This is a genomic window from Paraburkholderia sp. RCC_158, assembly GCF_041355255.1.
Taxonomy (GTDB): domain Bacteria; phylum Pseudomonadota; class Gammaproteobacteria; order Burkholderiales; family Burkholderiaceae; genus Paraburkholderia; species Paraburkholderia graminis.
On the sequence record NZ_JBFUPM010000009.1, the window covers coordinates 16,337 to 40,198 of the forward strand.

The window sequence follows — 23,862 nt, forward strand, 5'->3', positions numbered from 1 at the left end:
AAGCTCATTCCGTGGCGTTTTTTTTCGCCCGACGCTCGTAGAAACGAGCGCCGCCTCGCTTACTTGCTGTTCACCGACTTGCGCGCGTTCGCCGAAGCCACCGCCGTCATGTTGATGATCCGGCGCACGGTTGCAGCCGGCGTCAGCACATGGACCGGCTTCTCCGCGCCGAGCAGGAACGGCCCGACCGTCACGCCTTCGCCGCCGACCATCTTCAGCAGGTTGTAGGCAATGTTCGCCGCTTCCACGTTCGGCATGATCAGCAGGTTGGCTTCGCCCGACAACGTCGTGCCGGGGAACGCCGCCTTGCGCACGACTTCCGACAGCGCCGCGTCGCCGTGCATTTCACCGTCGATCTCGAGCGTCGGCGCGCGTTCGGCAATCAGCTTGCGAGCCGCGGCCATGCGTTGCGACGACGAAGACGGCGCGCTGCCGAAGTTCGAATTCGACAGCAGCGCGACCTTCGGCGTGATGCCGAACTTTTCGATCTCGCGCGAGGCCAGCATGGTCATGTCGGCGAGCTGTTCTGCGGTCGGCGTTTCGTTCACGTACGTATCGCAGATGAACAGGTTGCGGCCCGGCAGCATCAGCAGATTCATTGCTGCAAAGTTAGCGACGTTGTCCGCCTTGCCCAACACTTGCTCGATGAATTTCAGATGCGTGTGGTACTGGCCGATCATGCCGCAGATCATGCCTTCCGCTTCGCCGAGTCGCACGAGGATCGCGCCGATCAGCGTATTGAACTTGCGCATCGCGGCCTTCGCGACGTCCGGCGTGACGCCTTCGCGCGCGCCGAGTTCGTGATACGCCTGCCAGCATTGCTGATAACGCGGATCGTCTTCCGGATCGACTATCTCAAAGTCTTCGCCGCATTTGAGCTTCGAGCCCATCTTCTTCAGGCGCATTTCGATCACCGACGGACGGCCGACCAGAATCGGCTTGGCGATCTTCTCGAGCAGCACGAACTGCGCGGCGCGCAGCACGCGCTCGTCCTCGCCTTCGGCGAACACGATGCGCGCCGGCTCCGACTTCGCCGCCGCGAACACCGGACGCATCACCATGCCCGTGCGATAAACGGTCGTGCCGAGTTCTTCGCGATACGCGTCCATGTCCTTGATCGGACGGGTCGCGACGCCCGAATCCATCGCCGCTTGCGCAACGGCCGGCGCAATCTTGATGATGAGACGCGGATCGAACGGCTTCGGAATCAGATACTCAGGACCGAATTCCAGGGAGTGCCCTTCATACGCCTTCGCGACTTCGTCGCCCTGATCGGTTTCTTCCGCGAGTTCGGCGATCGCGCGCACGCACGCGAGCTTCATTTCTTCCGTGATCGTGGTCGCGCCGACGTCGAGCGCGCCGCGGAAGATGAACGGGAAGCACAGCACGTTGTTGACCTGGTTCGGATAGTCCGAACGGCCAGTCGCGATGATGCAGTCCGGGCGCACTTTCTTCGCTTCTTCCGGACGGATTTCCGGTTCCGGATTCGCGAGCGCGAGAATCAGCGGCTGGGTGCCCATTTCGGTGACCATTTCCGGCTTCAGCACGCCTGCGCTCGAGCAGCCGAGGAACACGTCGGCACCGCGAATCGCGTCAGCCAGCGTGCGCGCCTCGGTATTCGCCGCGTAACGTTCCTTCGACGGATCGAGATTGCCGCGACCCTCGTAAATCACGCCCTTCGAGTCGACCACCAGAATGTTCTGCTTCGCGAGACCCAGGTTGACCAGCAGATCCAGACACGCGATGGCCGCCGCGCCTGCGCCCGAGCAGACGAGCTTCACTTCGTCGAGCTTCTTGCCGACCACTTTCAGGCCGTTCAGAATCGCCGCGGACGCGATGATCGCCGTGCCGTGCTGATCGTCGTGGAAGACCGGAATCTTCATGCGCTCGCGCAGCTTCTTCTCGATGTAGAAGCACTCCGGCGCCTTGATGTCTTCCAGGTTGATGCCGCCCAACGTCGGCTCGAGCATCGCAATCGCTTCGACGAGCTTGTCGGGATCGGACTCGGACAGCTCGATGTCGAACACGTCGATGCCCGCGAACTTCTTGAAGAGACAGCCCTTGCCTTCCATCACCGGCTTTGCGGCGAGCGGGCCGATGTTGCCGAGGCCGAGCACGGCCGTGCCGTTCGTAATCACGCCGACCAGGTTGCCTCGCGACGTGTATTTCTGCGCGTCGAGCGGCTCTTCGTAGATGGCCATGCAGGCCGCGGCCACGCCCGGCGAGTACGCGAGCGACAAGTCGAGCTGGTTCGACAGCGGCTTGGTCGGTGTGACCGAAATCTTGCCGGGTTTCGGATTCTGGTGATACGCGAGAGCGCTTTGCTTCAGTTGTTCGTCCATTTTTTGCCTGCGAGACGTAAGAAATTTGGGCCGGCACACTGCACCGCTGGCGGCGCTTCCTGCTATCGAATGGATGATCGACCGGGGCGCTGTTCGCTTGCGCCGGTTAGGCGCGGCGTCGGTCCCCGGCGGAGGCGGGACGGTGCGGAGTGCTACGCGGGGTCGGTTAGTGTACACCCCGCGCGAGTCGATACACGGACTGGTTAACTCGGCTCGCCATTGGCGAAACGCCCGCCAGTCATGCTGCAGCGCCGCATCGGCAGACTGCGCGGCGGCGCTCAGTGGAGTTCGGCGCCGCGGCGTTCGGGGATCAGAAAGAGTGTGGCGAGCACGTCGAGCAGATAGATCGACGCGAGAAAAACCAGCGCCGTGCCAAACGAATAATGCGCGGCCAGCGCGCCGACCGCGACGGGCCCAAAGCCGCCGACCGCCCGCCCCACGTTGAACAGCACGTTTTGCGCGGTGGCGCGTGCATCGGTGGGATAAAGCTCGGAAATCAGCGCGCCGTAACCGCCGATCATGCCGTTGACGAACACGCCCATCGCCGCGCCGCCGATCAGCAGCGCCGTGGGCGTGGTCAGATGCGCATACACGAAGACCATCGCGACGGCGCCGACCTGGTAGAACAGAAACGCCGGCTTGCGGCCGAAACGGTCCGCGGCGATGCCGAAGAGCCAGATGCCGCATGCCATGCCGACCACAGTGGCCGCAGTCCAGACGCCGGATTTCGTCAGCGAATAGCCGAAGGTTTTCGATAGATAGCTCGGCAGCCAGATCATCAGCCCGTAGTAGCCAAAGTTCTGCACGGAGCAGAGGACCGCCACGCCGAGGCTCGCACGCGCGGTGGGGGCATCGGCGATCAGCAGTTTGAGCGGCAGCTTGCGCATGCCGCGCGCGACGCGCTCGGTGAAGAGCGCCGGTTCCTCCACGCGTCGCCGCACGAAGAACGACACGACAGCGGGCAAGAGTCCAAGCGCGAACATGCCGCGCCAGCCGATGACCGGCAACAGCAGCGGCGTCAGCAACGCGGCCGCCAACACGCCGAGTTGCCACCCGAGGCCCACATACGACGACACCCGCGCCCGCTGCGCGGCCGGCCAGGCTTCGGCCACAAGCGTCATGCCGATGCCGAACTCGCCGCCCAGCCCAATGCCGGCGATCGTCCGGTACACGAGCAGATCGCCATACCCTTGCGCAAGCGCGCACAACCCGGTGAAAACCGCGAACACGAGGATGGTCCACGTGAGCATGCGCACGCGGCCGTAATAGTCGCTCAACACGCCGAAGATCAGGCCGCCCGCGACCGCGCCGATCAGCGTCCACGTGACGAGCGAACCGGCTTGCGTCGAACTCAAATGCAAGTCCGCAGCGATGACCGGCAGCATGAAGCCGAGAATCAGCAGGTCGAAGCCGTCCATGGCATAGCCGAGCGCGGACGCGATCAGCGCTCGCGCGGCGTAGCCGGGTCGGGCGGAGGCGGGCGTATCGGCGGCGGAGGAAGCGGGCGTCATTAAAAGCAATCCGGGATTCGTTGGACGGTGTGCGGCGAGCTGCGGCCGGCGTCGGAGAAATTCGCGTGAGTGTAAAGGCGCCCCAGGTTGCTCACAAGCTAGCCAAAAAGCCTATGCGAAGCGCGACGCGAACGGCGCAACGCTTGTCCGGCCAGGCTTCGGCGAACGGTGTTGGAGACCGGGTTGGCCTGCGCCCTCGGGACGCGCCCCGCTCGCCCCAGGCAACCGCGATTGACCGTCCACGCGCACGCCGGCCTCGTCCGAAGCACCCGTTTCGGGTAAAATGTCGGGCTACGCGCGCAGCAAAAACCGGCCAGCATCCACTGGCCGGCTGCATATTCCGCCCAGCACGGCGCGGCGTATCCCGCTTGCTGCGCCACCGGGCCCGGCGCCCGCTCCCCCGCTCAATCCAAGGACCCGCCCATGACAGGCTTCGATCGCCAGACGATCTCCGACACCACCGCCAAGATGCTGCTCGAAGTGCAGGCAGTGCACTTCAACGCGGAGAAACCGTACATTTTTACGTCCGGCTGGGCGAGCCCGGTTTATATCGATTGCCGCAAGCTGATTTCCTACCCGCGCGTGCGCCGCGGCCTGATGGAAATGGCTGAAACCACCATTCTCCGCGACGTCGGCTATGAGCAGATCGACGCCGTGGCCGGCGGCGAAACCGCAGGCATTCCGTTCGCGGCATGGCTGTCCGACCGCCTGATGGTGCCGATGCAATACGTGCGCAAGAAGCCGAAGGGCTTTGGCCGCAATGCGCAGATCGAGGGTCTGCTGACCGAAGGTCAGCGGGTGCTGCTGGTGGAAGACCTGACCACCGACAGCCGCAGCAAGATCAACTTCATCAATGCGCTGCGCACGGCCGGCGCGACGGTGAATCACTGCTTCGTGCTGTTCCACTACAACATCTTCAAGGAAAGCGTGTCGGTGCTGAAAGACATCGACGTCGATCTGCACGCGCTCGCGACATGGTGGGACGTGCTGCGCGTCGCCAAGGACAACAAGTACTTCGACACGAAGACGCTCGACGAAGTCGAAAAATTCCTGCACTCGCCGGCTGAATGGTCGGCCGCGCACGGCGGCGCAACGTCGACGCCGCAATAAGCGCGGCGGTAGCGCATAGCATCGCATTACATCGCATCGCGGCAACAGCCGCAGAAGCACAAAGGCCGCCTGTCGCAAGACAGGCGGCCTTTTTCTTTGACGACTTTAACGCGGCTTCTTCTATGCCGCACAAGAAGTGCGGCGCGCGGCTAAACCAGGTCGCCCGTGTCTTCCGCCGAATGCGACGACAGGTTCAGCAAACCATTGCTTTGCGCGTATTGAAACAGCTCCGAATCGCGGTCGATGCCGAGCTTGCGCATCGCCGTATTTTTCTGAGTGCTGATTGTCTTGATGCTGCGGTTCAGTTGCTCGGAAATTTCCTTGATGGTCATTCCCGATACGAACAGGCGCACGACTTCGAGTTCACGCCTCGACAGCATCACTTCGTCGCTCTTGCCGCCGGAATTCATCCGCAGCGCATCGAGCGACGCCTTCACCGACGGGCTCAGATATTCGAGGTGCCGGCTGACGTGCTGCACCGCGAGCCCGATGTGGCTCAGGTCGTCGGATTTATTCACGACCGAAGTCACGCCGAGTTCCCGCAGCCGTTGCAGCAACGCGGCGTTCTCGAGCATCGTTAGCACGACGATGGGAAGGTTCGGAAAATTGCGCCGCAGGTAGCCGACCAACGGCAGGCCGTCGCCGTACTGGCCGCCCGGCATGGCGAGGTCTGTGACGAGCACGTCGCACGCAGCGGTTTGCAGGACCTTGATGAGTTCCGTGGACTGCCTCGCTCGCGCGACCACCTGGATGCCGGGGAACTTGAGTAAAGCCTGTTCGGCGCCGAATAGAATAACTGGATGATCGTCAGCGATGACAACCTTGACTACGTCTTGCATTGCCCGTACCTCGACAGGAAAACCCCTCTCCAAAACCTCTGAGATGCCTTCTTATCCTTAATGTTCAATTTGACTAATAGGAACACGGGCCACATCGCGTAAACTCTTTCGACTATAGCCGATTTTAGGCTCGCAATCCGCTTACGCGGCATAACAATGATGCGTCATAAACCTAAGCTTAGACTCGATTCGACGTTCAGGTACAAAATAGGGACAATAAACACCGCGAGGCAATTGCCTCGCGTCCTCGCAGCGCCTTGATGCTGCATGGGATCTGAGCAGGCGCCCGGCGCCGACTCCGATCGACACAGGAGAACCGGCACATGCGCTTGCGTTGCCTGGTTGTTTCGCACGCTTCATCGTTTCGCCGCATGCCGCTTGTTGTCTGCGCCACGCTTGGTCTCGCGCTCGGGCTCGCGCATGGCTCGCGCGCCCAGGCCGAGAACGCGTTCTCGCTCACCAGCGCGAGCTTCCGCGCGGGCGGCACAGTGAATTCCCCGCAAGTCTTCGATCAGGACGACTGCAAGGGCGGCAACCGCTCGCCGCAACTGACCTGGCGCGACGCGCCGCCCGGAACGCGCAGTTTCGCGATCACTCTGTTCGATCCCGATGCGCCCGGCCGCGGCTGGTGGCATTGGGCCGTGGCGGGCATTCCGGCGAGCGTCGCAAGCCTGCCCGAGAACGCGAGCGCGTCGGGTTTCCTGAGACGGCTCGGCGCGGTGGAAGCCCGCAACGACTTCGACATCGACGGTTATGGCGGTCCTTGTCCGCCGCCCGGCAAACCGCATCGCTACGTGATCACCGTGTATGCGCTGAACACCGCCGACCTGCGCCTCGCGCAAGGCCGCCCGGCGCTGATGTTCGATCACGAGATCGGCACGGCGGCGCTCGGCAGCGCGAGGATGGTGGTGAATTACGGGCGCTAGCGCGGCGCGCTTGCCGGCGCGCGCGGTGTTGCGCCGAAAGCCGGCTTGATTGCCGTGATATCGCGCTTTGGCGGGCCGCCCCGCGCCCGGCGCCCGGCGCCCGCATCGCAGCGAAGCCCACAAGTCACGCGACTGTCACTTCCCGCGGGCATCGTCATTTTTCCGCTGTTTTTCGCGCCGTTTCCCCTCGCTTGCGCACGCGCATGGCGATGAGGTCTTAAAATGGTGTTTTCGCGCGGCGTCGCGCGCTGTTTCCAAGCTGTAACCAGATAGCCAGTGAGATCGAGATGAGCACGAAAGTTTTTGTCGACGGACAGGAAGGCACGACCGGCCTGAAGATTTTCGAATACCTGTCGCAGCGCGCCGACGTGGAAATCCTGCGTATCGACGAAGCGAAGCGCAAGGATATCGAGGAGCGCCGCCGTCTCATCAACGCGTCGGACGTCACGTTCCTGTGCCTGCCCGACGTGGCATCGCGCGAATCGGCAGCGCTCGTTGCGAACGAGCGCACGGTGCTGATCGACGCGAGCACCGCGTTTCGCACGTCGGCCGACTGGGCTTATGGCCTGCCCGAACTCGCTCGCTCGCAGCGCGAACGCCTGCGCACCGCCAAGCGCATCGCCGTGCCGGGCTGTCACGCGTCGGCTTTCGTGCTGGCCATGCGCCCGCTCGTGGAAAGCGGCGTGGTCGCGCCCGAGTTCGAAGCTCATGCTTATTCGATCACCGGCTACAGCGGCGGCGGCAAAAAAATGATCGCCGACTACGAAGCCGGCGGTAACGACAAGCTCAAGAGCCCGCGTCCGTACGCGCTGGCTCTCACGCACAAGCATCTGCCGGAAATGGCGGCGCATACGGGCCTGAAGTCGTCGCCGGTCTTCACGCCGATCGTCGGCGGCTTTTACAAGGGCCTCGCGGTCACCACGTACTTCTCGCCGCGCCAGTTGGCGAGGAAAACCACGCCGCAAGAAGTGCAGGCGCTGCTCGCGGAGTACTACGCAGGCGAAGCATTCGTGCGCGTCGCGCCGTTCGACTCTGAAGCGAATCTGGACAGCGGCTTCCTCGACGTGCAGGCGAACAACGACACGAATCGCGTCGATCTGTTCGTGTTCGGCACGCCGGAGCGCTTCGTCACCGTCGCGCGGCTCGACAACCTGGGCAAAGGCGCTTCGGGCGCGGCGATCCAGTGTATGAATCTGGCAATCGGCGCCCCCGAGGAAAGCGGTTTGAAACGATAACGAAAGTTAAAATATCGCGGCAATTGTCCGTTTGTCAGCATTGCGAAAGCCGGTCTACAAGACCGGCTTTTTGTTTTAAACCCGCCGCCGCGACTTTCTTTAAACATTAATCAGTAGTAGCCCGCATTACTTAAAAAATCAAAACGAGGCTGCCTGCAATTTTTTAGGTAACTCTTCCCGTCGACGATCCGATCAGCATAGTTTTCCGCCTGGGGAAACTCCGGATTTTTTATCGAACGGTCGTTCGAAGATGATGGAGCCTTTTTGCTCCAACGCTTACCTGGCAAGGGCGTGTGGCGAAACAACGGTACAGCCGCTTTGCCTCGAATTCGCATTTTTGTTTAAAAGGGCCGCTTGCGCCCACGCACTGTGCGCATGCCCGAAACGCCGCTGTTTGAATCGACCTTTTTAGACGGCTCATTCAATTGACAGGCATTAATCGCGCGGCGAAATTAGCTCGCACAAATACATGAAGGGAGACAGCAGCATGGCGGACGCCATTATTCGAGGCTTGGCAATGGCTATTGCCACGACTCCTTTTCTTATTGCTTGCGGCGGCGGCAAATCCGATAATCCCGGCCCGATCGACGCGCCGCAATGCTCGGGTTCGAGCTGCGGCGTTCAAGGTCCGCCCGCCTCGAGCGGCACGGCGGCCGCGCTGTGTCCGGCCACCGCCGATATCGTCAAAAGCACGTTCCTCGGCGGCGCCGGCAGCGGCGAAGTGGTCCAGTTGAACATCGACGCGACGGCGATGACCTACACGCTGAAGTGGCTCGAATCGCCGATCCCGCTGCGCACCGGCACCGTCACGCCGACACGCGCGGGCACGCAGATCGCGGGCGCGGTGATCCATCCGCCGGCGGGCACGCTGCCGACCGCCGAGCAAACGCGCTGCGCGTTCATACTCGGCGCCGGCACAGGCACGGCGGCCGGCGACGGCCAGCCCTACACCACATCGGACTTCGCCAACAACCCGAATCCGCCGATGATCCTCGTCGGCCAGGGCGTCGCGGGTGGCGGCATTCCTGGCGCGACGATCCAGTTCGACGGGCTGTCGATCCCGCTCATCGGTTCGGGCATCGGCGCGGTGCCGAATCGCCATTTCGACTTCTATCCGTTCCTCGGCTTCGCCAGCACCACCACGGACATCACAAAGCTGCCGGGCACCTACAACGGTCTGCTGTACCACCTCGCGCCGTCCGGCAATTACGCGACGGTCGCGACGAACACCGTCGAAACCTTCGACGCGAGCGGCACCTGCACGAGCAGCAACACCGCGAACCCGGACTACTCGCCGAACGCGGGCGGCTGCCTGTCCACCGGCAATCCGTGGACGCTCAACAGCAACGGCTACTTCGACAGCCAGCAGGCGGCGCAGATCGTCCCGCAGTTCCGGCTTCCGCTGATCGGCGCGACGGGCAAGTCCGGCACCGCGCACATGATCCTCGGCCAGATCAACGGCGCGACCGTGCCGCTCGTGGTGCGCACGGGCTACATCAACCTGGGCACCGCGCCGCTTCATCTCGACGCGAAAGTCGACGACGAGTCCGGCATCGCCATGCTCGCCGCGGCGACGCCGCTTGCGTCGGGCGGCTTCGACGGCGGCTACGTGGGCGCGGATTCCAACTTCAAGTACACCGCGACACTGATCCAGGGCGGCGTCGGCACGTTTATCAATCCGACGACGTCGGCGGCCGAAAGCGGCTTCGGCCTCGGCTACGGGCTCGCGAGCCCCGGCCTGGTCGGCGTGCAGGACACGAAGGGCAAGACCGGCTTTGCGATCGCGTCGGGCGGCCTGTACGCGATCGCGATCCAGGGCACGCAGAACGACGGCATCACGCCGACGTCGGCCAATTCGGACACACCGAGCACGCCGTACTTCGGCATCGGAGCACAAATCAGCAAGTAGCCGATGAAGCAAACGTAGTCCGCGGTGAGAGACATAAAAGAGCAAGCGGTGGCTGGACTGGGAGCCGGCCATCTACAACGAAAAAATTCTGGAGGCGGTATGAAATGGAGATTCCTGTCGGTGCTCGCACTCGCGGCACCGTTGCTGACGGCATGCGGCGGCGGAGGTGGCGGCAATGGCGACGGTCCGGTGACGCAGGTTCGGCTGTGTCCCGCGACGCTGGACTACAACACGGTCTACACGGGCGGCGGCGGTGACGGCGAACTCGTCAAGCTGCAACTCGATACGACGAAGATGACGTGGCAGGTCACCTATGTCGAATCTCCGATTCCGGCGACCACCGGCACGGTCGTGCCGACGCGCGCGGGTCAGACCGCGAGCGGCACGCTGACCCAGGAAACGCTGCTGCCGACCACCAAGCTCAACCAGTGCGCGTTCCGCCTGAACGGCGCGAGCCTCGACCCGAACCGCCCGGCGCGGATTTTTGTCGGCGAAGGCGTGGCGGGCGGCACGATTCCGGGCGCGGAAATCTCGTTCGGCGGGATTCTCGGCGTGGGCGCGGTGCCGGACACCAAGTTCCCGTATTACCCGTTCATCGGCTTCTCGTCGATTGAAACGGATCTGGCGAAGGTGGCCGGCACGTACAACCAGCTCGGCTATCACCAGGTGCCGTCGCAGAATTTCGCGCCGGTCGCGGTGGACACCAAGATAACGATCAATGCGGACGGCACGTGGACCGAGTGCGACAACTCGGGCGTGAACGCGGGCAAATGCCTGCAGCCAGGCAGCAACTTCACGCAGGCGGCGGACGGCAGCGGCGCGTTCCAGACCAATAACTTCCAGGGACAGGCAAAGCCCACGCTCGCCACGACGCCGGAAGGGCGCGGCTACATGATCGTCGGCAAGCTGCGCAACCAGTTGGTGCCGATTCTGGTGCGCGCCGGCGCGGCGAATTCGTCGGTGACCGTGCCGCAAAACGGCGCGCTCGGACCGTACGCGGACGACGAATCCGGCATCTCGATTCTGTCGCCGCAAACCTCCGTGGCGGTCAACTCGCAGAACGGCGAGTACATCGGCGTGGATAGCCAGTTCGACTATCGCACCACCGCGCTCGCAGGCACGCAGGCGACGCTGCTCGATCCGTTCAACCCGTCGCAGGCTTCGCTTGCGACCGCGCTGAACCTCGACTTCACGCAAGCCGTGCCGGGCGTGGTCACGACGACGCACGTCAATGCATCCACCGGCAATACGCCGACCGGAAAGATGATTTTCACGGGGGGTGTGTTCGGCTACCTGGATCTCTCGAACGCGGCCTCGCCGTACTTCACGATCGGCGCCTTCGTCCAGTAACGGGCGTGTGGCGCGCCGTCAGCGCGCCTCGACGCGTTCGCGCCCGGCTGCCGTCCGCGCCTTGCAGCGCGGCGGCCGGCACAACGGCTGTCTTGCGCGCCGGCCTCGCGGCTACGCGCAAACGCGCGCCAATGCTCGTCCCGCTCGTCCCGCTCGCCTTGCGCCCGACGAGCGTCCAAGGAGGAATAACAACATGAAAAGAATCTGTCTCGCGATTCTGGCCGCATGCCTGTCGGTCAGCGCTCATGCACAGCATGCCGGCGACAACGTCGCCGTACTCGGCTGGTTCCACGTCATGCCGAAGGATTCGAGCACGCCGCTGACGACCAACGTCGCGCCGACTCCGATCAACACGCCGCTGCGCCTGCCGAACTCGTTCACATCGGCGGGCACGAGTCTGTCGACGAACACGGCCAACACGGTCGGCCTCGTATTCAGCCATTACCTGACCGATCACATTGCCGTGACGACCGTAGCCGGCGTGCCGCCCGTGTTCAAGATCTACGGGCACGGCACGATCAAGCCGCCGGGGCCGGCGGGCGCGCTCGGCCAGCAGGACATTGGCGATCCGCAAGCGAATCCGATCGTGAAAAGCGTGCGCCAGTGGAGCCCGGCGCTGCTCTTTCAGTACTACTTCAATGCACCGACGGCGAAGTTCAGGCCGTTTGTAGGCGTCGGCGTGTCGTACAACTGGTTTTCCGACATTCAGCTCAGCCAGAACTTCGTTCAATCGACGCAGGAGAACCTCGGCGCCATCCTCGCCGCGGGCGCGGGCAAGCCGGGCAAGACGCAGGTATCGGCGAAGGCTTCGTCGTCGTGGGCGCCGGTGTTCAACGCCGGGCTCGCGTACAACATCACAGACCACTGGGGTCTCGTGGCCTCGGTGACCTACATTCCGCTGAAGACGACCTCGTCGGTCATCATCAAGGCGGCGGACGGCACGGAGCTCGGTGTGTCGAGGGCCGAATTGAAAGCGGACCCGCTCATTTCCTTCCTCGCGGTTTCGTACAAGTTCTGACGAGGCCGGAATTTTGGGCAAAAAAAAGCCCGCCTAAGTGGGCGGGCTGAATCCATATCAGAGGAGACATGGAGGAGACAAGACGAACTATAGCAAATGGTTTGGTGCGACGCAACATGAAAATCAGGGTTCTCCCCTCTTGTTGCGCTTTCGCCACATGTGCTTGCGACCGGCGCGGCGCAAACGCCGCGCTTCAGTGCCGGACCAGCGCCATCATCGCGCCAAAGCCGACAAACACGCCGCCCGTCAGCCGATTGAACACTCGCGCGACGCTGCGGCTCTTCAGCCGGTTGCCGATGCGCGTGCCGAATCCCGCGTACACGAAATACCAACTCACCTCGATCACGGCGAACGTGGCGACCAGAATGCCGAACTGCGGCAGCTTGGGCAGCGAGGCTTCGATGAATTGCGGCAGCAGCGCGGCGGCAAACAGAATCGCCTTCGGATTGCTGCCCGCCACCAGAAAGCCGTTGCGAAACAGCGCGAGGCGCGAGCGTGCGGGCTTCGCGGCCAGTTCGTCGGCAGCGGACGCGGCGGCTTCGTCAGCGGGCGCGCGCCATGCCTTGATGCCGAGATACACGAGATAGGCCGCGCCGATCAAACGCAGCGCATCGAAGAGGGTCGGCCACGCTTCGAGAAAAACGCCGAGCCCCGCCGCCGACACCGCCAGCATCAGCACCAGCGCCGACAGGCAGCCTGCCATCGTCGCGCCCGTGCGACGCAGGCCGTGCCGCGCGCCGTCGGTCATGACGAGCAGCATGTTCGGGCCGGGAATGGCGCACACGACAAAAACTGTGGCGACGAAAAGCCACCAGGTATGCAGACTCATGATGTTTCCGCTGGTTGGGGATTGGAGGGAGATTATCGCTTGAAGGGGGGTTTTCTGTTGGCGGGGGGTTTGGCGGATGGGGTGGTTGCCGCGGTCGCCCGCGACATAGGCGGCCGGTAAGCCGCCAGCCGCCCATCAGCCCATCAGCCCATCAGCCCATCAGCCCGTCAGCCCGTCAGCCCATCAAATCACCGCCCGGCCCGCCGCGCCGCCACTTGCCCCAGCACCGCGAAATCCTTCTCACCGTCGCCATGCGCGACCGCTTCGATCAGACTGTCGCGGACGACGCTCGCAATCGGCAGCGGCGTCGTGACGGCGTCGGCGGCGGCCAGTGCGAGACGCAAGTCCTTCAGTCCCAAACGCGCCTTGAAGAGCGCCGGCTCGTAGCTGTTTTCCGCGATCATCTTGCCGTAGCCGGCATAGACCGGTCCCGGAAAAATGCCGCTCGTAATCACGTCGAGGAAATCCTGAATCGCGAGGCCATGTCCGGACACGAGCGCAGCGGCTTCGCCGAGCGTCTCGACGGCTGCGCCGAGCATGAAGTTGGCAGCCAGCTTGATGACGTTCGCCTGTTGCGGCAGCGAGCCGATGCGCCAGGTTTTCTGACCGATCGCGTCGAACACCGGCTGCACGCGGTCGATTGCCTCAGCCGGCCCGCCCGCCACAATCGTCAGCTTGCCCGCGACGGCCACATCGGGCCGGCCGAGCACCGGAGCGGCGACGTAATCGACACCGCGCGATGCGTGCGCGGTCGCGAGTTCCTCGGCGAGCGCAACGGAAATCGTCGCCATGTTGACGTGAATCAGCCCGCGCGGCGCATGCTCGAGCAACGACGCCGTCACGACTTCGCGCAGCGCGGCATCGTCGGCGAGCATCGAGAACACGGCGTCGCCGGCAAACGCTTCGGCCGGCGTGGCGACGATCCGTGCGCCTGCATCGGCGAGCGCTTGCGCGCGTTCCGGCGAGCGGTTCCACACGCGCACCTGGTGCCCCGCTTTCAGAATGTTTGCAACCATCGCGACGCCCATCTCGCCGAGACCGATAAAACCGATGTCCATCTGTGGCTCCGTCTTCTAAAGATGTGGAAGTAAAGCACAGCCACGCGACAGATGCAGGAAAAGCACGCAACGGCGCGCGGTGCGATACTTCGACGATGGTCACCGCGACTTTCCGCTTCTACGAGGAGCTGAACGATTTTCTCGCCCGGCCGCTGCGCCGGCGCGCGTTCGCCTACGCATGCGCGCGCGACGCGACCACGAAGCACGCGATCGAATCGCTCGGCGTGCCGCATACCGAAGTCGAACTGATCCTGGTGAATGGCGAGTCCGTCGGTTTCAATCACCCGCTCGCGGACGGCGACCGCGTCGCCGTCTATCCGAAGTTCGAAGCGCTCGACATCCGTCCGCTGCTGCGCGTGCGCGAACGGCCGCTGCGCGTGGTTCGCTTCATCGCCGATGCGCATCTTGGCGGGCTCGCGCCGCTGCTGCGCCTGGCCGGCTTCGACACGCTCTACGACAACAACTTTCCCGACGCCCGCATCGAGGCGCTCGCAGCCGCTGAAGACCGCATCGTCCTCACCCGCGACCGCGAGCTGTTGAAACGCCGCACCATCACGCACGGCTGCTATATCCGCACGCTCAGGCCGCGCGAGCAATTGCGCGAAGTGTTCGAACGGCTGGATCTCGCAGGCAGCGCCCAGCCGTTCCGACTATGCCTGATGTGCAACGCGCCGCTTAGGCGCATCCCGCGCGATGAAGTTGGCGACCGCGCACCCGACGGCGTATTGGAGCGGCATAACCAGTTTGTCACCTGCGACGTGTGCCGTCGCGTGTTCTGGGAAGGCACGCACTGGCAACGAATGCGCGCGCTGATGGACAGCGTGGCGGCGACGCCGGCCCAATCCGAAGCTCCCAACGGTCGCGACGCGTCCGACGCTCGCGATGCAAGCGCGCCCGGCGTCGTGCCGTGAGCCTCATACATAGGCCGTTCGTTCGCGCGGCGCCACGCACGGTGCGTACAATGCGGGATTACTTATCTGGCAGAGGCCTGACGTATGGCGATGAAAAAGACCGACCTTGAAAAAAACAAGGCACTCAAGCTCAACAACGCAATGAAGCAGTCCACCGCCGAGCGCTTCGGCAAAGCCGCCGCGGCGCCGGCACTCGATCGCCGCGAGCAGCGCAAGCTGGATCAGGCGCAGGGCCTCGTTCCGTTCGCGTGCAAGCTGAATAGCGAACTGGTCGCCGAATTAAAGGAGCGCGCCGCCGAGCATCCGGAAGGCATGACGGGACTGCTGAGCGAAGTGATCAAGCGCGGACTCGCGGGCTAAGTGCCGCGAACGCCGGCGCGGCATGTGCGCCTGCTTTAAGACGCGGGTTGACGACGTTTTGCGTTGGAAACGGCGCCGCCCTCTCCCGAACGGAGCGCAAATACAAAAAGGCCAGAGCACGAGCTCTGGCCTTTTTGCTTGGCGACTGCATTCGATCGGCTGACGAGCGCCGCACTAGCGGCGCGTACAACGAGCGAAGCAGCGCTGCCTGGCGAACGGGCGCCTGCTTAGTTCTGCGTGCCCTTGTCGTTCGTGCCGGCTGCCGATGCCGCTGCAGCGACCGGAGCGCGCTTGCCGTGCGACTTCAGCTTCTTGACGTGGTGCTTCTTCGGTGCGCTAGCTGCAGCGGCCGGAGCGGCTGCGTCCGATGCCTGTGCGAAAGCTTGAACCGAGACCAGCGCGATCGATGCAGCTGCGAGCGAGACGATAACTTTTTTCATGTGTTGTTCCCCAAACCTAACGACTGAGTCAGTGTGAATGAAATAGCTGCACGGCGAAGCACGCAGGACTCAGGCGCCCTGCCGCTCCCCGCGGGAGAGTATTACCTGGCGTAGGGAGTTTGTCATGCGCAAAACCCGATATGTATTTTCCTGGAGACAGCTCGCTTTCGAGACGCTTTCACCCACAAGCGCACGATACCAGGGAGATTCCCTGGCCCGCCGTCAGACGAGATTGCGCAGCAGGCTCGCGGTCTCGAGCAGCGTCGGCAGAACGCGGTGCAGCGCGGCGTTCGCCGATTCTTCGCCGATCGGCATGCTCACGCTGATCGCCGCGACGACCGTGCCGTGCCGGTCGCGCAAGGGCACGGCGACGCCGCGCACGCCGAGCTCGAGTTGCTGATCGGTGACCACGTAGCCGTTGCGCCGGATTTCGCCGAGCACTTCGCGCAGCCGTTCGATGGTGGCATACGTGTGCGGCGTGAACACCTTGATCGGACACGACGCGAGCCATTGCTCGATGCTCTCGGGCGCCTGAAACGCCAGCAACACCAATCCCGCCGACGACAAAGGCGCCGGCGCGCGCGAGCCGAGCACGAAGCCGACCGCCATCGCCCGATTCACGCCGTTGCGGGCGACGTAAACCACATCGTGGTCGTCCAGAATCGCGACCAGCGCCGTTTCCTGGAGCGTCGCCGTGATCCGTTGCAGGAAGGGCTGGACCGTGCGCGGCAAGCGCGCGGAGTCGAGATACGACTGCCCGAGCCGCAGCACACGCGGCGCGAGCCAGAACAGCTTGCCGTCCGTGTCGACGTAGCCGAGTTCGCGCAGCGTCAGCAGATAGCGGCGCGCCGCCGTGCGCGACAAGCCGGCGCGGCCGGCTACTGCCGTGGGCGTCATGCGCGCGTGCTCTTCGTCGAATGCCTCGATGATCGCCAATGCCTTCGCGGCGCCGGCGATCCAGTCTTTGTCGTCCATCGGTTGCCTGAGATTTTCGCCCGCTAATGTGGCGATGCGACCGTCGCCATGCCGCCAGCGTCGGCCGCGCGAAATACGGGGCATGCGGCGGATCACCGAATGCAGTTGATTGCGCGCAATTGTGCCCGAAGCCGTGGCGTCTTCGCGCGGTTATCGCGCGCGAGGACGGTGGCCTGTCACGCCGTGCGTCGGGTTGTAGTGGGGCGAATCGGTGTGCGTTTTAACTTAAGCGCGCGCAAGCGGAAGTGGTACGACCGAGTGCCGCAGCGACGACCGCTCAAGCGGCTCGCGGATGCGTATAGAGGTGCGGGGAGTCGGCCGTCGGCGGAAAAACGCACCAGCAGCCGTCGTCGTGGCGAAAGAAGAAGAGTCCGCGCGAGCCGGTAGCGGCGTCAACCGCGGAAGTCTCGACGCGCACATAGCGTCGGCCGCCGACGCGCGTGCGGCTGAATTCGGTGACGTGGACAGCCGCCGAAGGCGCCGGCGCGAGCCATTTATCGACGAGGAAACGCAACGACTGTTCGCTCGCGGCTCTCATGATCCGCTCCTCGCCGGCTTGTTTTCCGGGGCTTCGCGGGTGGTGTCGGTATCGTCGCTGGATTGACTGTCGCGCGAGGCTTCGTCCCGCTCGGCCGATGCAAGCGCCATATCCCGGTTCGTCGCCGCCGCCCGCAGCGTGCTGCAATGGGTAGCATGTCTGATATCCGAGAGAAGACGGACCAACTGTCGTGCTGTTCTGCGCTTCATTCCACACCCCCGCACCGCACCAATAACTTCAGAAAACACTTTAACTCTATGCCTCGATCGGGCATTGCCAAAGCTTTTTGACGAAATAGCAACACTCACGCTTGCAAAAAGAGAGTCGCAAGCTTCGTACCGCCACGTTCAATGTGCGCTTCGCGCTGTAAGCGGTCTGTACGCTCGCGAGCAAACGGCAGACGAAAGACAACCGCGCGCAGAACGCGGCGCCGACTATGAGTTATCCACACGAGCCTTTGCATAACCTCGGGACAGTGCATGGAACAGGCTGTGCGCGAAATCTTGATAAGACGGACTTCGCTGCCGACCGCCCCAAACTTATCCCGGCTTCGTAGTTTTTCTACAGAGTCGTCCCGCAGGGTTATCGAATTCCCATTACCTTGATGTAACGGAAGAATCAGCGGTTATCCACAGAGCGGGCCAACCCTTGTTAACTACTACTACGTATGTATACGAAGGAAGTAAACGACATAGGAGAACTGCCGCTGCGCGCCGCTTTTGCAAGCGAAGCGCGCTGCGTTCAGCGGCGAGGCAGTGGTGAGGAGTCAGTGAAGAATCAATGAAGAGTCAGCGAAGCGTGCCGGCTTCGCTCGCCGGCTGGACCGAGGCTGCCTTGCCGATCAGCTCCGGCGTTTCGGACACCGGCGCGGACATCGGCGCGGACATCGGCGCAGACATCGACGCAGATGCGGGCGGCGCTGCCTCGACCGGCATCGGCAACAGATGCATCTCGATGCGGTCGTTGACCACCGGCTGGGTGCGCACGACCGTCTGCAGATAATGATCGACGAGACCAAAGAAACGGTCGTAGAACTTGCCTGACGGAATGGTCTCACTGGAGATCTTCACCATCGCGTCGCTGTTCGAGCGTATCGGCAGCGACAGCGACCCGAGCACGCTCAAGCCAACGCTCGCCGACGTATCGCTCTTCTTCAACGCGAAGCCGTTCTGCACCGCGTTCACGTAGACGATGCTCGTACTGCTCGCCTCCTCGCCCGGCGTGCACACAACGTGAAATTCGACGACAACATGCGTATCGCCGGACGGCTGAAAGTTCTTGGTGCCGTCGACGGTATCGTTGCGCGTCATCGTCGTCAGATAGCCCTGGCTCAGCAGCGCGCGGCGCGCGGCTTCGCAGGTGTCGGTCACGCTCGAATTGAAATTGCGCGCGTACGGACTCGCGCCGGTTTCGAACAACTCCTGCTGGAATTTCGGCGTGGGGGCGCTGCTGCAAGCGGCGAGCAGCATCAGGCCGCACAGCGAGGCCACGGTGGTTTTGAAAAGCGAGGTGGACATGGTCAATCTAAAAAGCGCTGCGTACATGCGGACGAGCCGCGAGGGAAATGCATTGTAGAGCGGTTGACGCTTGTGCGTAAAAAGCGTGCAGCGAAGCCGACGGTGCGCGAGTGGCGGCCGTCTGTCGGTGTCTGGTGGATGGGGGGATGGTGAAGATGGCAGCACTGAATGAGTGCCGCTGGGACTGCCGCTAGGGCCGCAGGTGCCGCCAGGGCTACCTTGACGACGCTCCGCCCTGCACATCAGCGAAGAAACGCAAACAAGCGCCGCCGATTAATTCGCCACCGCGGCAAGCCCCGCCGACGCTACCGCCCCACTTGCACCGACATTAGCCGCCGCCGTATTAGCACCCGCCGCGTTAGCCGGAGCGACAGCGCCTCCATTACTCGCGTTGCCGGGCGCAGGCGAGCAACGGCCCGTCGCGTGAGCGTCGCAGGCATCGGTTTTAGCGTTGAGATTTTTGATGGGGTCTTGCGGCGTGGCCACGCCCGCAAAGTCGCCGGCGCGCAAGCTGACTTTCTGCGCGTACGCTTGCGAGCCGCCGTAGCTCTTGAGCGCGGCGTTCATGTCGCCGTTCGCCGAGCGCATGTAGCCGTACAGAATCGCGGAGCCGACCTCGATGTTCGCCGTCGGTTCGGTGAGATCCTTCACGTTCCTCAGAAGCCCGCGATGCGCGCTCGGCACCACCTGCATCAGCCCGGTCGCGCCGTTGGCGCCCTTGGCCTTTTCCTTGAAGCGGGATTCGATCGAGATGATCGCGAGCAGCAGCGCCGGCGGCAACGAATATCTGGATGCCGCCGATTGAACCGCATCGGATATTTTCTCGGCCTTTTCCTTGGCGAGCCCGAATTTCTGCGTCAGATAGGCGGACACGCGGTCGCCATTTTCCTCGGCCATCGCGGATTGCACGAGGCCAAGCGACAGCAGAATCAGGCAGAGTAACCGGCTCATGGGAAAGGTCTGAGGAAAAGTCTGCGCATTATAACCTTGCCTAAAAAATTGGCATCTCTTGAATTGAATGCGGATGCAAAGCAAAGTGCCGGCGCGCGCGAGCCGTGCATGGCGAGGCTCGCAGCGCCCCGTCACTGCTTGTCCCCGCCGTTTGTGGACGCAGACATTTGGTCCGTTAGTTGCAAACCAGCGAATCAGTCGGGCCTATCGCAACGATCGGCGCATAAGCTAAACCGCCCCGTTCCCGCGGATTTGAGACAATGACGTTCGCGCCGTGGACGGCCGTCCGTCCGCGGCAATCGCAGGCTTATCAAACCCGAGACGTCTTCTGTATGAGCAAGACCGCATTTATCCCGAGCGTCCCCGCCGCGTCAGAGGACGATTTCGACATATCGACGACCTCCAGGCTCGTGGGCTATCGACGCTTCTTCGGCGTGTTGAAGGTCGTCCGAACCACGGACGGCCGCGTGCTGTTCCCGTTCGACGGCGCGCCCGAACTCGGGCCGTACCCGACGAAGCTCGAAGCGGTCGCCGCGGCACAGGTCTACGGCGAGCACATCGTCACGAGCGACCTCGCGCGGCCGGAGTTGTGAGACGCATAAGCGGCACGTGTGGCACAGGTGCCGCGCGGTGCATGGCCGCGGTTGCATAAACGAAAGTTGCAATAAAAAAGCGCCGGCTAGCCGGCGCTTTTTGCTGGATGCGCTACTCAGACAGACCCGCAACGCCCCCCACCCTCACTCCACCGTCACCGACTTCGCCAGATTCCGCGGCTTATCGACATCAGTGCCACGCGCGCAAGCCGTGTGATACGCGAGCAACTGCAGCGGCACCACATGCAGGATCGGCGAAAGCACGCCATAGTGTTCAGGCATGCGAATCACGTGCAGACCTTCGTCGTTGACGATCTTCGTGTCCGCGTCGGCGAACACGTAGAGCTGGCCGCCGCGCGCACGCACCTCCTGAATGTTCGACTTGAGCTTCTCCAGCAACGCGTCGTTCGGCGCGACGGTGACCACCGGCATCGCCTCGGTCACGAGCGCGAGCGGCCCGTGCTTCAACTCGCCAGCGGGATAAGCTTCCGCGTGAATGTAGGAGATCTCCTTCAGCTTAAGTGCGCCTTCAAGCGCGATCGGATAATGCATGCCGCGTCCGAGAAACAGTGCATGTTCCTTGCGCGAAAATTCCTCCGACCACGCGATGATTTGCGGCTCCAACGCCAGCACGCTATTGAGCGCAGCCGGCAGATGGCGCAGTTGCCTGAAGTATTCGGCCTCCTGCTCCGGGCTCACACGCCCGCGCAGCTTCGCAAGCGTGACGGCCAGCACGAATAGCGCGACGAGCTGAGTAGTGAATGCCTTCGTCGACGCGACGCCGATTTCGCGGCCCGCATGCGTGAGGAACGCGAGCTCGGTCTGACGCACCATCGCGCTCGTGCCGACGTTGCACACCGCCAGCGTATGCCGATGCCCAAGCGTCTGCGCATGCTTGAGCGCCGCGAGCGTATCCGCGGTTTCGCCCGACTGCGAGATCACCACGACGAGCGACTTCGGATTCGGCACCGACTCGCGATAGCGATACTCGCTGGCAATTTCGACTTGCGTCGGAATCTTCGCGATCGACTCGAGCCAGTACTTCGCCGTGAGCCCCGAGTAGTAGCTCGTGCCGCACGCGAGGATCAGCAGATTGTCGATGTCCGCGAACACCTTGCCGGCGCCCTCGCCGAACAGCGACGCGTCGAACGAATCGGACGGCGGAATCGTGTCCGAGATCGCGCGCGGCTGCTCGAAAATCTCTTTCTGCATGAAGTGGCGATACGGGCCGAGCTCGACCGCGCCGCCGTACGCCGCGACCTGACGCACTTCGCGCAGCGCTTCGTTGCCCTCGCGATCCGCGATCCGCACGCCTTCGAGCGTCAACTCGCAGACGTCGCCTTCTTCCAGGAAAATGAAGCGCTCGGTGCTGCCCGCGAGCGCGAGCGCGTCGGACGCGAGGAAGTTCTCGCCGTCGCCGAGCCCGACCACGAGCGGCGAACCCTGGCGCGCGCCGACCACCGTATGCGGCTGGTCTTTATGCAGCACCGCGATCGCATAAGCGCCGTGCAGTTGCCCGACGGCCTCGCGCACGGCCGCGAACAGATCGCCGCGATACAGGCTGTGAATCAGATGCGCGATAACCTCTGTGTCGGTCTGCGAGACAAACGTGTAGCCCTTGCCACGCAGCATCTCGCGCAACGACTCGTAATTCTCGATGATGCCGTTGTGTACCAACGCCAGCGCATCTTTCGAGAAGATCGGATGCGCGTTGTCGGTCACGGGCGCGCCGTGCGTCGCCCAGCGCGTATGCGCAATACCGGTAATGCCGCCGAGTTGGCTCTCGCGCACCTGCTCGTCCAGATCGGCGACGCGCGCCACGCTGCGCGCGCGCGCCGGGCCGCTTTCGCCGAGCACCGCGACGCCGCACGAATCGTAGCCGCGATATTCGAGCCGCCGCAGTCCTTCGACCAGGACGGGGACGATATTACGTTGCGCTGCCGCGCCGACAATGCCGCACATGGTCTTGTTCCTATTCAGTGCTGGAATGTGCGAAGGCGCGAATCGCGGCGCCCACGCTCTTCGTCAATTCTTCTTTTTGGTCGGGCGTACATAGCCCGTCTTGCTGGTTTGCGTCTTGTCGTTCAGCACGAGCGCGTCCGCTTCGACGTCCTTCCAGACCGTCGTGCCCGCCGCGATTGTCGCGCCGCGCTTCACGCGCACCGGCGCAACGAGTTGCGTGTCGGAGCCGACGAACACGTCGTCTTCGATGATCGTGCGGAACTTGTTCGCGCCGTCGTAATTGCAGGTGATGGTGCCCGCACCAATATTCACGCGTGCGCCAATATCCGAGTCGCCGATATAGGTGAGGTGATTCGCCTTCGAGCCGTGGCCGAGCACCGCGTTCTTCACCTCGACGAAGTTGCCGACGTGCGATTCGTCCTTCAGCGACGCGCCTGGGCGCAGCCGCGCATACGGTCCGAGCACGACGTGCGCGCCGACTTCCGCGCCTTCGATATGCGTGAACGCATCGACCCGCGTGCCCGCGCCAATGCTCGCGTTACGGATCACGCAGTTCGGTCCGATCGTCACGTTATCGGCGAGCGTGACGCGGCCTTCGAATACGCAATTCACGTCGATGGACACATCGCGGCCGCATTCGAGCGTACCGCGCACATCCACTCGCGCCGGGTCGGCCAGCGTCACGCCTGCCACGAGCAACGCGTCCGCTGTATTGCGCTGGTGAATCCGCTCGAGTTCGGCAAGCTGCTGCTTGCTGTTCACGCCGAGCGTTTCCCACTCGTCCTGCGGCTGCGTGGTGACGACGTCGAGACCCGCTTCGATCGCGAGTTCCACGGCGTCGGTCAGATAGAACTCGCCTTGCGCGTTATCGTTCTTCAGCGCGGCGAGCCAGCCCGACAGCGGGCCGGTCGGCGCAACGACGATGCCGGTGTTGATCTCGTCGATGAGAAGCTGATCGGCGCTCGCATCTTTCTGTTCGACGATGCGCGACACATTGCCTTGCGGATCGCGCACGATGCGGCCGTAGCCGCTCGGGTCCGCGAGCTTCACGGTGAGCACGCCATAAGCGCCGCCACCTGTGCCCTCGCCTGCACCCTCGCCCGCGCGCTCGACAAGCGCCTGCAAGGTGCTGGCGCGCGTGAGCGGCACATCGCCATACAGCACGAGCGTTGGCACCGAAGGATCGAGAAGCGGCAACGCCTGCTGCACCGCGTGGCCGGTGCCGAGCTGTTGCTCCTGCACGGCGAACTGGACGTCGGGCGCGGCGACCGCTTCGCGAACCGCCTCGGCGCCGTGGCCGATTACCACGACGAGGCGCGTGGGCTTCAGCGTGCGGGCAGTGTCGATGACATGAGCGAGGAGCGGCCGGCCGGCCAGGGGATGGAGCACCTTGGGCAGCGCGGAACGCATACGCTTACCGGTGCCTGCCGCCAAAATCACGATGTTCATGGCGTCGGCATATAGACTAGTTTGGAGCCGACGATTCTA

At 63.5% G+C, this 23,862-nt stretch carries 21 protein-coding genes; 9 read left to right on the top strand and 12 right to left on the bottom strand.

Annotated features, from left to right (window positions below; genetic code table 11):
* Positions 1-59: 59 nt before the first annotated feature.
* Together AB6809_RS18695 and AB6809_RS18700 are read right to left on the bottom strand one after the other, a co-directional pair.
* Positions 60-2,342, bottom strand: coding sequence for an NADP-dependent malic enzyme (locus AB6809_RS18695; RefSeq protein WP_006053045.1), 2,283 nt, complete (start codon positions 2,340-2,342; stop codon positions 60-62).
* A gap of 278 nt (positions 2,343-2,620) precedes the next feature.
* Positions 2,621-3,853, bottom strand: coding sequence for an MFS transporter (locus AB6809_RS18700; protein ID WP_371026935.1), 1,233 nt, complete (start codon positions 3,851-3,853; stop codon positions 2,621-2,623).
* A gap of 423 nt (positions 3,854-4,276) precedes the next feature.
* On the opposite strand from AB6809_RS18700, the gene AB6809_RS18705 reads away from it, so the two are divergent.
* Complete coding sequence (locus AB6809_RS18705) at positions 4,277-4,963, top strand: orotate phosphoribosyltransferase (RefSeq protein WP_006053043.1); 687 nt, start codon at positions 4,277-4,279, stop codon at positions 4,961-4,963.
* 149 nt (positions 4,964-5,112) lie between these two features.
* Here the strand turns inward: AB6809_RS18705 and AB6809_RS18710 are convergent, their stop codons facing one another.
* Positions 5,113-5,802, bottom strand: coding sequence for a response regulator (locus AB6809_RS18710; RefSeq protein ID WP_006053042.1), 690 nt, complete (start codon positions 5,800-5,802; stop codon positions 5,113-5,115).
* A 323-nt stretch (positions 5,803-6,125) separates the two neighbouring features.
* Here AB6809_RS18710 and AB6809_RS18715 point away from each other — a divergent pair, with 323 nt between their 5' ends.
* From AB6809_RS18715 to AB6809_RS18735, 5 genes are all read left to right on the top strand, one after another.
* Positions 6,126-6,728, top strand: a complete 603-nt coding sequence (locus AB6809_RS18715) for a YbhB/YbcL family Raf kinase inhibitor-like protein (RefSeq protein ID WP_107710975.1) — start codon at positions 6,126-6,128, stop codon at positions 6,726-6,728.
* Positions 6,729-7,015: 287 nt separating this feature from the next.
* The gene (argC, locus tag AB6809_RS18720) at positions 7,016-7,963 is read left to right on the top strand and encodes an N-acetyl-gamma-glutamyl-phosphate reductase (RefSeq protein ID WP_371026936.1); all 948 of its coding nucleotides are present in this window, start codon (positions 7,016-7,018) and stop codon (positions 7,961-7,963) included.
* A gap of 487 nt (positions 7,964-8,450) precedes the next feature.
* Entirely contained in the window at positions 8,451-9,872 is a 1,422-nt protein-coding gene (locus AB6809_RS18725; protein WP_114156535.1) for a DUF2957 domain-containing protein, read from the top strand.
* A gap of 99 nt (positions 9,873-9,971) precedes the next feature.
* On the top strand, positions 9,972-11,222 hold the full coding sequence (locus AB6809_RS18730) for a DUF2957 domain-containing protein (RefSeq protein ID WP_371026937.1): 1,251 nt from the start codon (positions 9,972-9,974) through the stop codon (positions 11,220-11,222).
* Positions 11,223-11,415: 193 nt separating this feature from the next.
* Positions 11,416-12,240: an OmpW family protein gene (locus AB6809_RS18735; RefSeq protein ID WP_006053037.1), complete on the top strand. Its 825-nt coding sequence runs from the start codon at positions 11,416-11,418 to the stop codon at positions 12,238-12,240.
* A gap of 193 nt (positions 12,241-12,433) precedes the next feature.
* Here the strand turns inward: AB6809_RS18735 and AB6809_RS18740 are convergent, their stop codons facing one another.
* A complete protein-coding gene (locus AB6809_RS18740) occupies positions 12,434-13,069 on the bottom strand; it encodes a LysE family translocator (RefSeq protein ID WP_029970902.1) in 636 nt (211 codons plus the stop codon).
* Positions 13,070-13,257: 188 nt separating this feature from the next.
* Positions 13,258-14,127 (bottom strand): NAD(P)-dependent oxidoreductase, encoded by an 870-nt coding sequence (locus AB6809_RS18745; protein WP_371026938.1) that lies wholly within the window; start codon positions 14,125-14,127, stop codon positions 13,258-13,260.
* Positions 14,128-14,222: 95 nt separating this feature from the next.
* On the opposite strand from AB6809_RS18745, the gene AB6809_RS18750 reads away from it, so the two are divergent.
* Complete coding sequence (locus AB6809_RS18750; RefSeq protein WP_171800261.1) at positions 14,223-15,038, top strand: Mut7-C RNAse domain-containing protein; 816 nt, start codon at positions 14,223-14,225, stop codon at positions 15,036-15,038.
* Positions 15,039-15,122: 84 nt separating this feature from the next.
* Positions 15,123-15,398, top strand: a complete 276-nt coding sequence (locus tag AB6809_RS18755) for a hypothetical protein (protein ID WP_053858843.1) — start codon at positions 15,123-15,125, stop codon at positions 15,396-15,398.
* 227 nt (positions 15,399-15,625) lie between these two features.
* On the opposite strand, the gene AB6809_RS18760 is transcribed toward AB6809_RS18755, so the two are convergent.
* The 5 genes from AB6809_RS18760 to AB6809_RS18780 form a co-directional block, all read right to left on the bottom strand.
* A complete protein-coding gene (locus tag AB6809_RS18760; RefSeq protein ID WP_006052583.1) occupies positions 15,626-15,838 on the bottom strand; it encodes a hypothetical protein in 213 nt (70 codons plus the stop codon).
* A gap of 222 nt (positions 15,839-16,060) precedes the next feature.
* A complete protein-coding gene (locus tag AB6809_RS18765; RefSeq protein ID WP_371026939.1) occupies positions 16,061-16,813 on the bottom strand; it encodes an IclR family transcriptional regulator C-terminal domain-containing protein in 753 nt (250 codons plus the stop codon).
* Positions 16,814-17,090: 277 nt separating this feature from the next.
* The gene (locus AB6809_RS18770) at positions 17,091-17,351 is read right to left on the bottom strand and encodes a hypothetical protein (protein WP_006052581.1); all 261 of its coding nucleotides are present in this window, start codon (positions 17,349-17,351) and stop codon (positions 17,091-17,093) included.
* Between the two features lie 788 nt (positions 17,352-18,139).
* A complete protein-coding gene (locus AB6809_RS18775; RefSeq protein WP_371026940.1) occupies positions 18,140-18,868 on the bottom strand; it encodes a DUF2242 domain-containing protein in 729 nt (242 codons plus the stop codon).
* Between the two features lie 273 nt (positions 18,869-19,141).
* Complete coding sequence (locus AB6809_RS18780) at positions 19,142-19,819, bottom strand: transglycosylase SLT domain-containing protein (protein WP_371026941.1); 678 nt, start codon at positions 19,817-19,819, stop codon at positions 19,142-19,144.
* 332 nt (positions 19,820-20,151) lie between these two features.
* Here AB6809_RS18780 and AB6809_RS18785 point away from each other — a divergent pair, with 332 nt between their 5' ends.
* Positions 20,152-20,412: a DUF6723 family protein gene (locus AB6809_RS18785; RefSeq protein ID WP_029970907.1), complete on the top strand. Its 261-nt coding sequence runs from the start codon at positions 20,152-20,154 to the stop codon at positions 20,410-20,412.
* Between the two features lie 144 nt (positions 20,413-20,556).
* Here AB6809_RS18785 and glmS read toward each other — a convergent pair whose 3' ends face one another.
* Positions 20,557-22,374: a glutamine--fructose-6-phosphate transaminase (isomerizing) gene (gene glmS / locus AB6809_RS18790; protein ID WP_371026942.1), complete on the bottom strand. Its 1,818-nt coding sequence runs from the start codon at positions 22,372-22,374 to the stop codon at positions 20,557-20,559.
* A gap of 63 nt (positions 22,375-22,437) precedes the next feature.
* Positions 22,438-23,823, bottom strand: coding sequence for a bifunctional UDP-N-acetylglucosamine diphosphorylase/glucosamine-1-phosphate N-acetyltransferase GlmU (gene glmU, locus AB6809_RS18795; RefSeq protein WP_029970909.1), 1,386 nt, complete (start codon positions 23,821-23,823; stop codon positions 22,438-22,440).
* Positions 23,824-23,862: the final 39 nt, after the last annotated feature.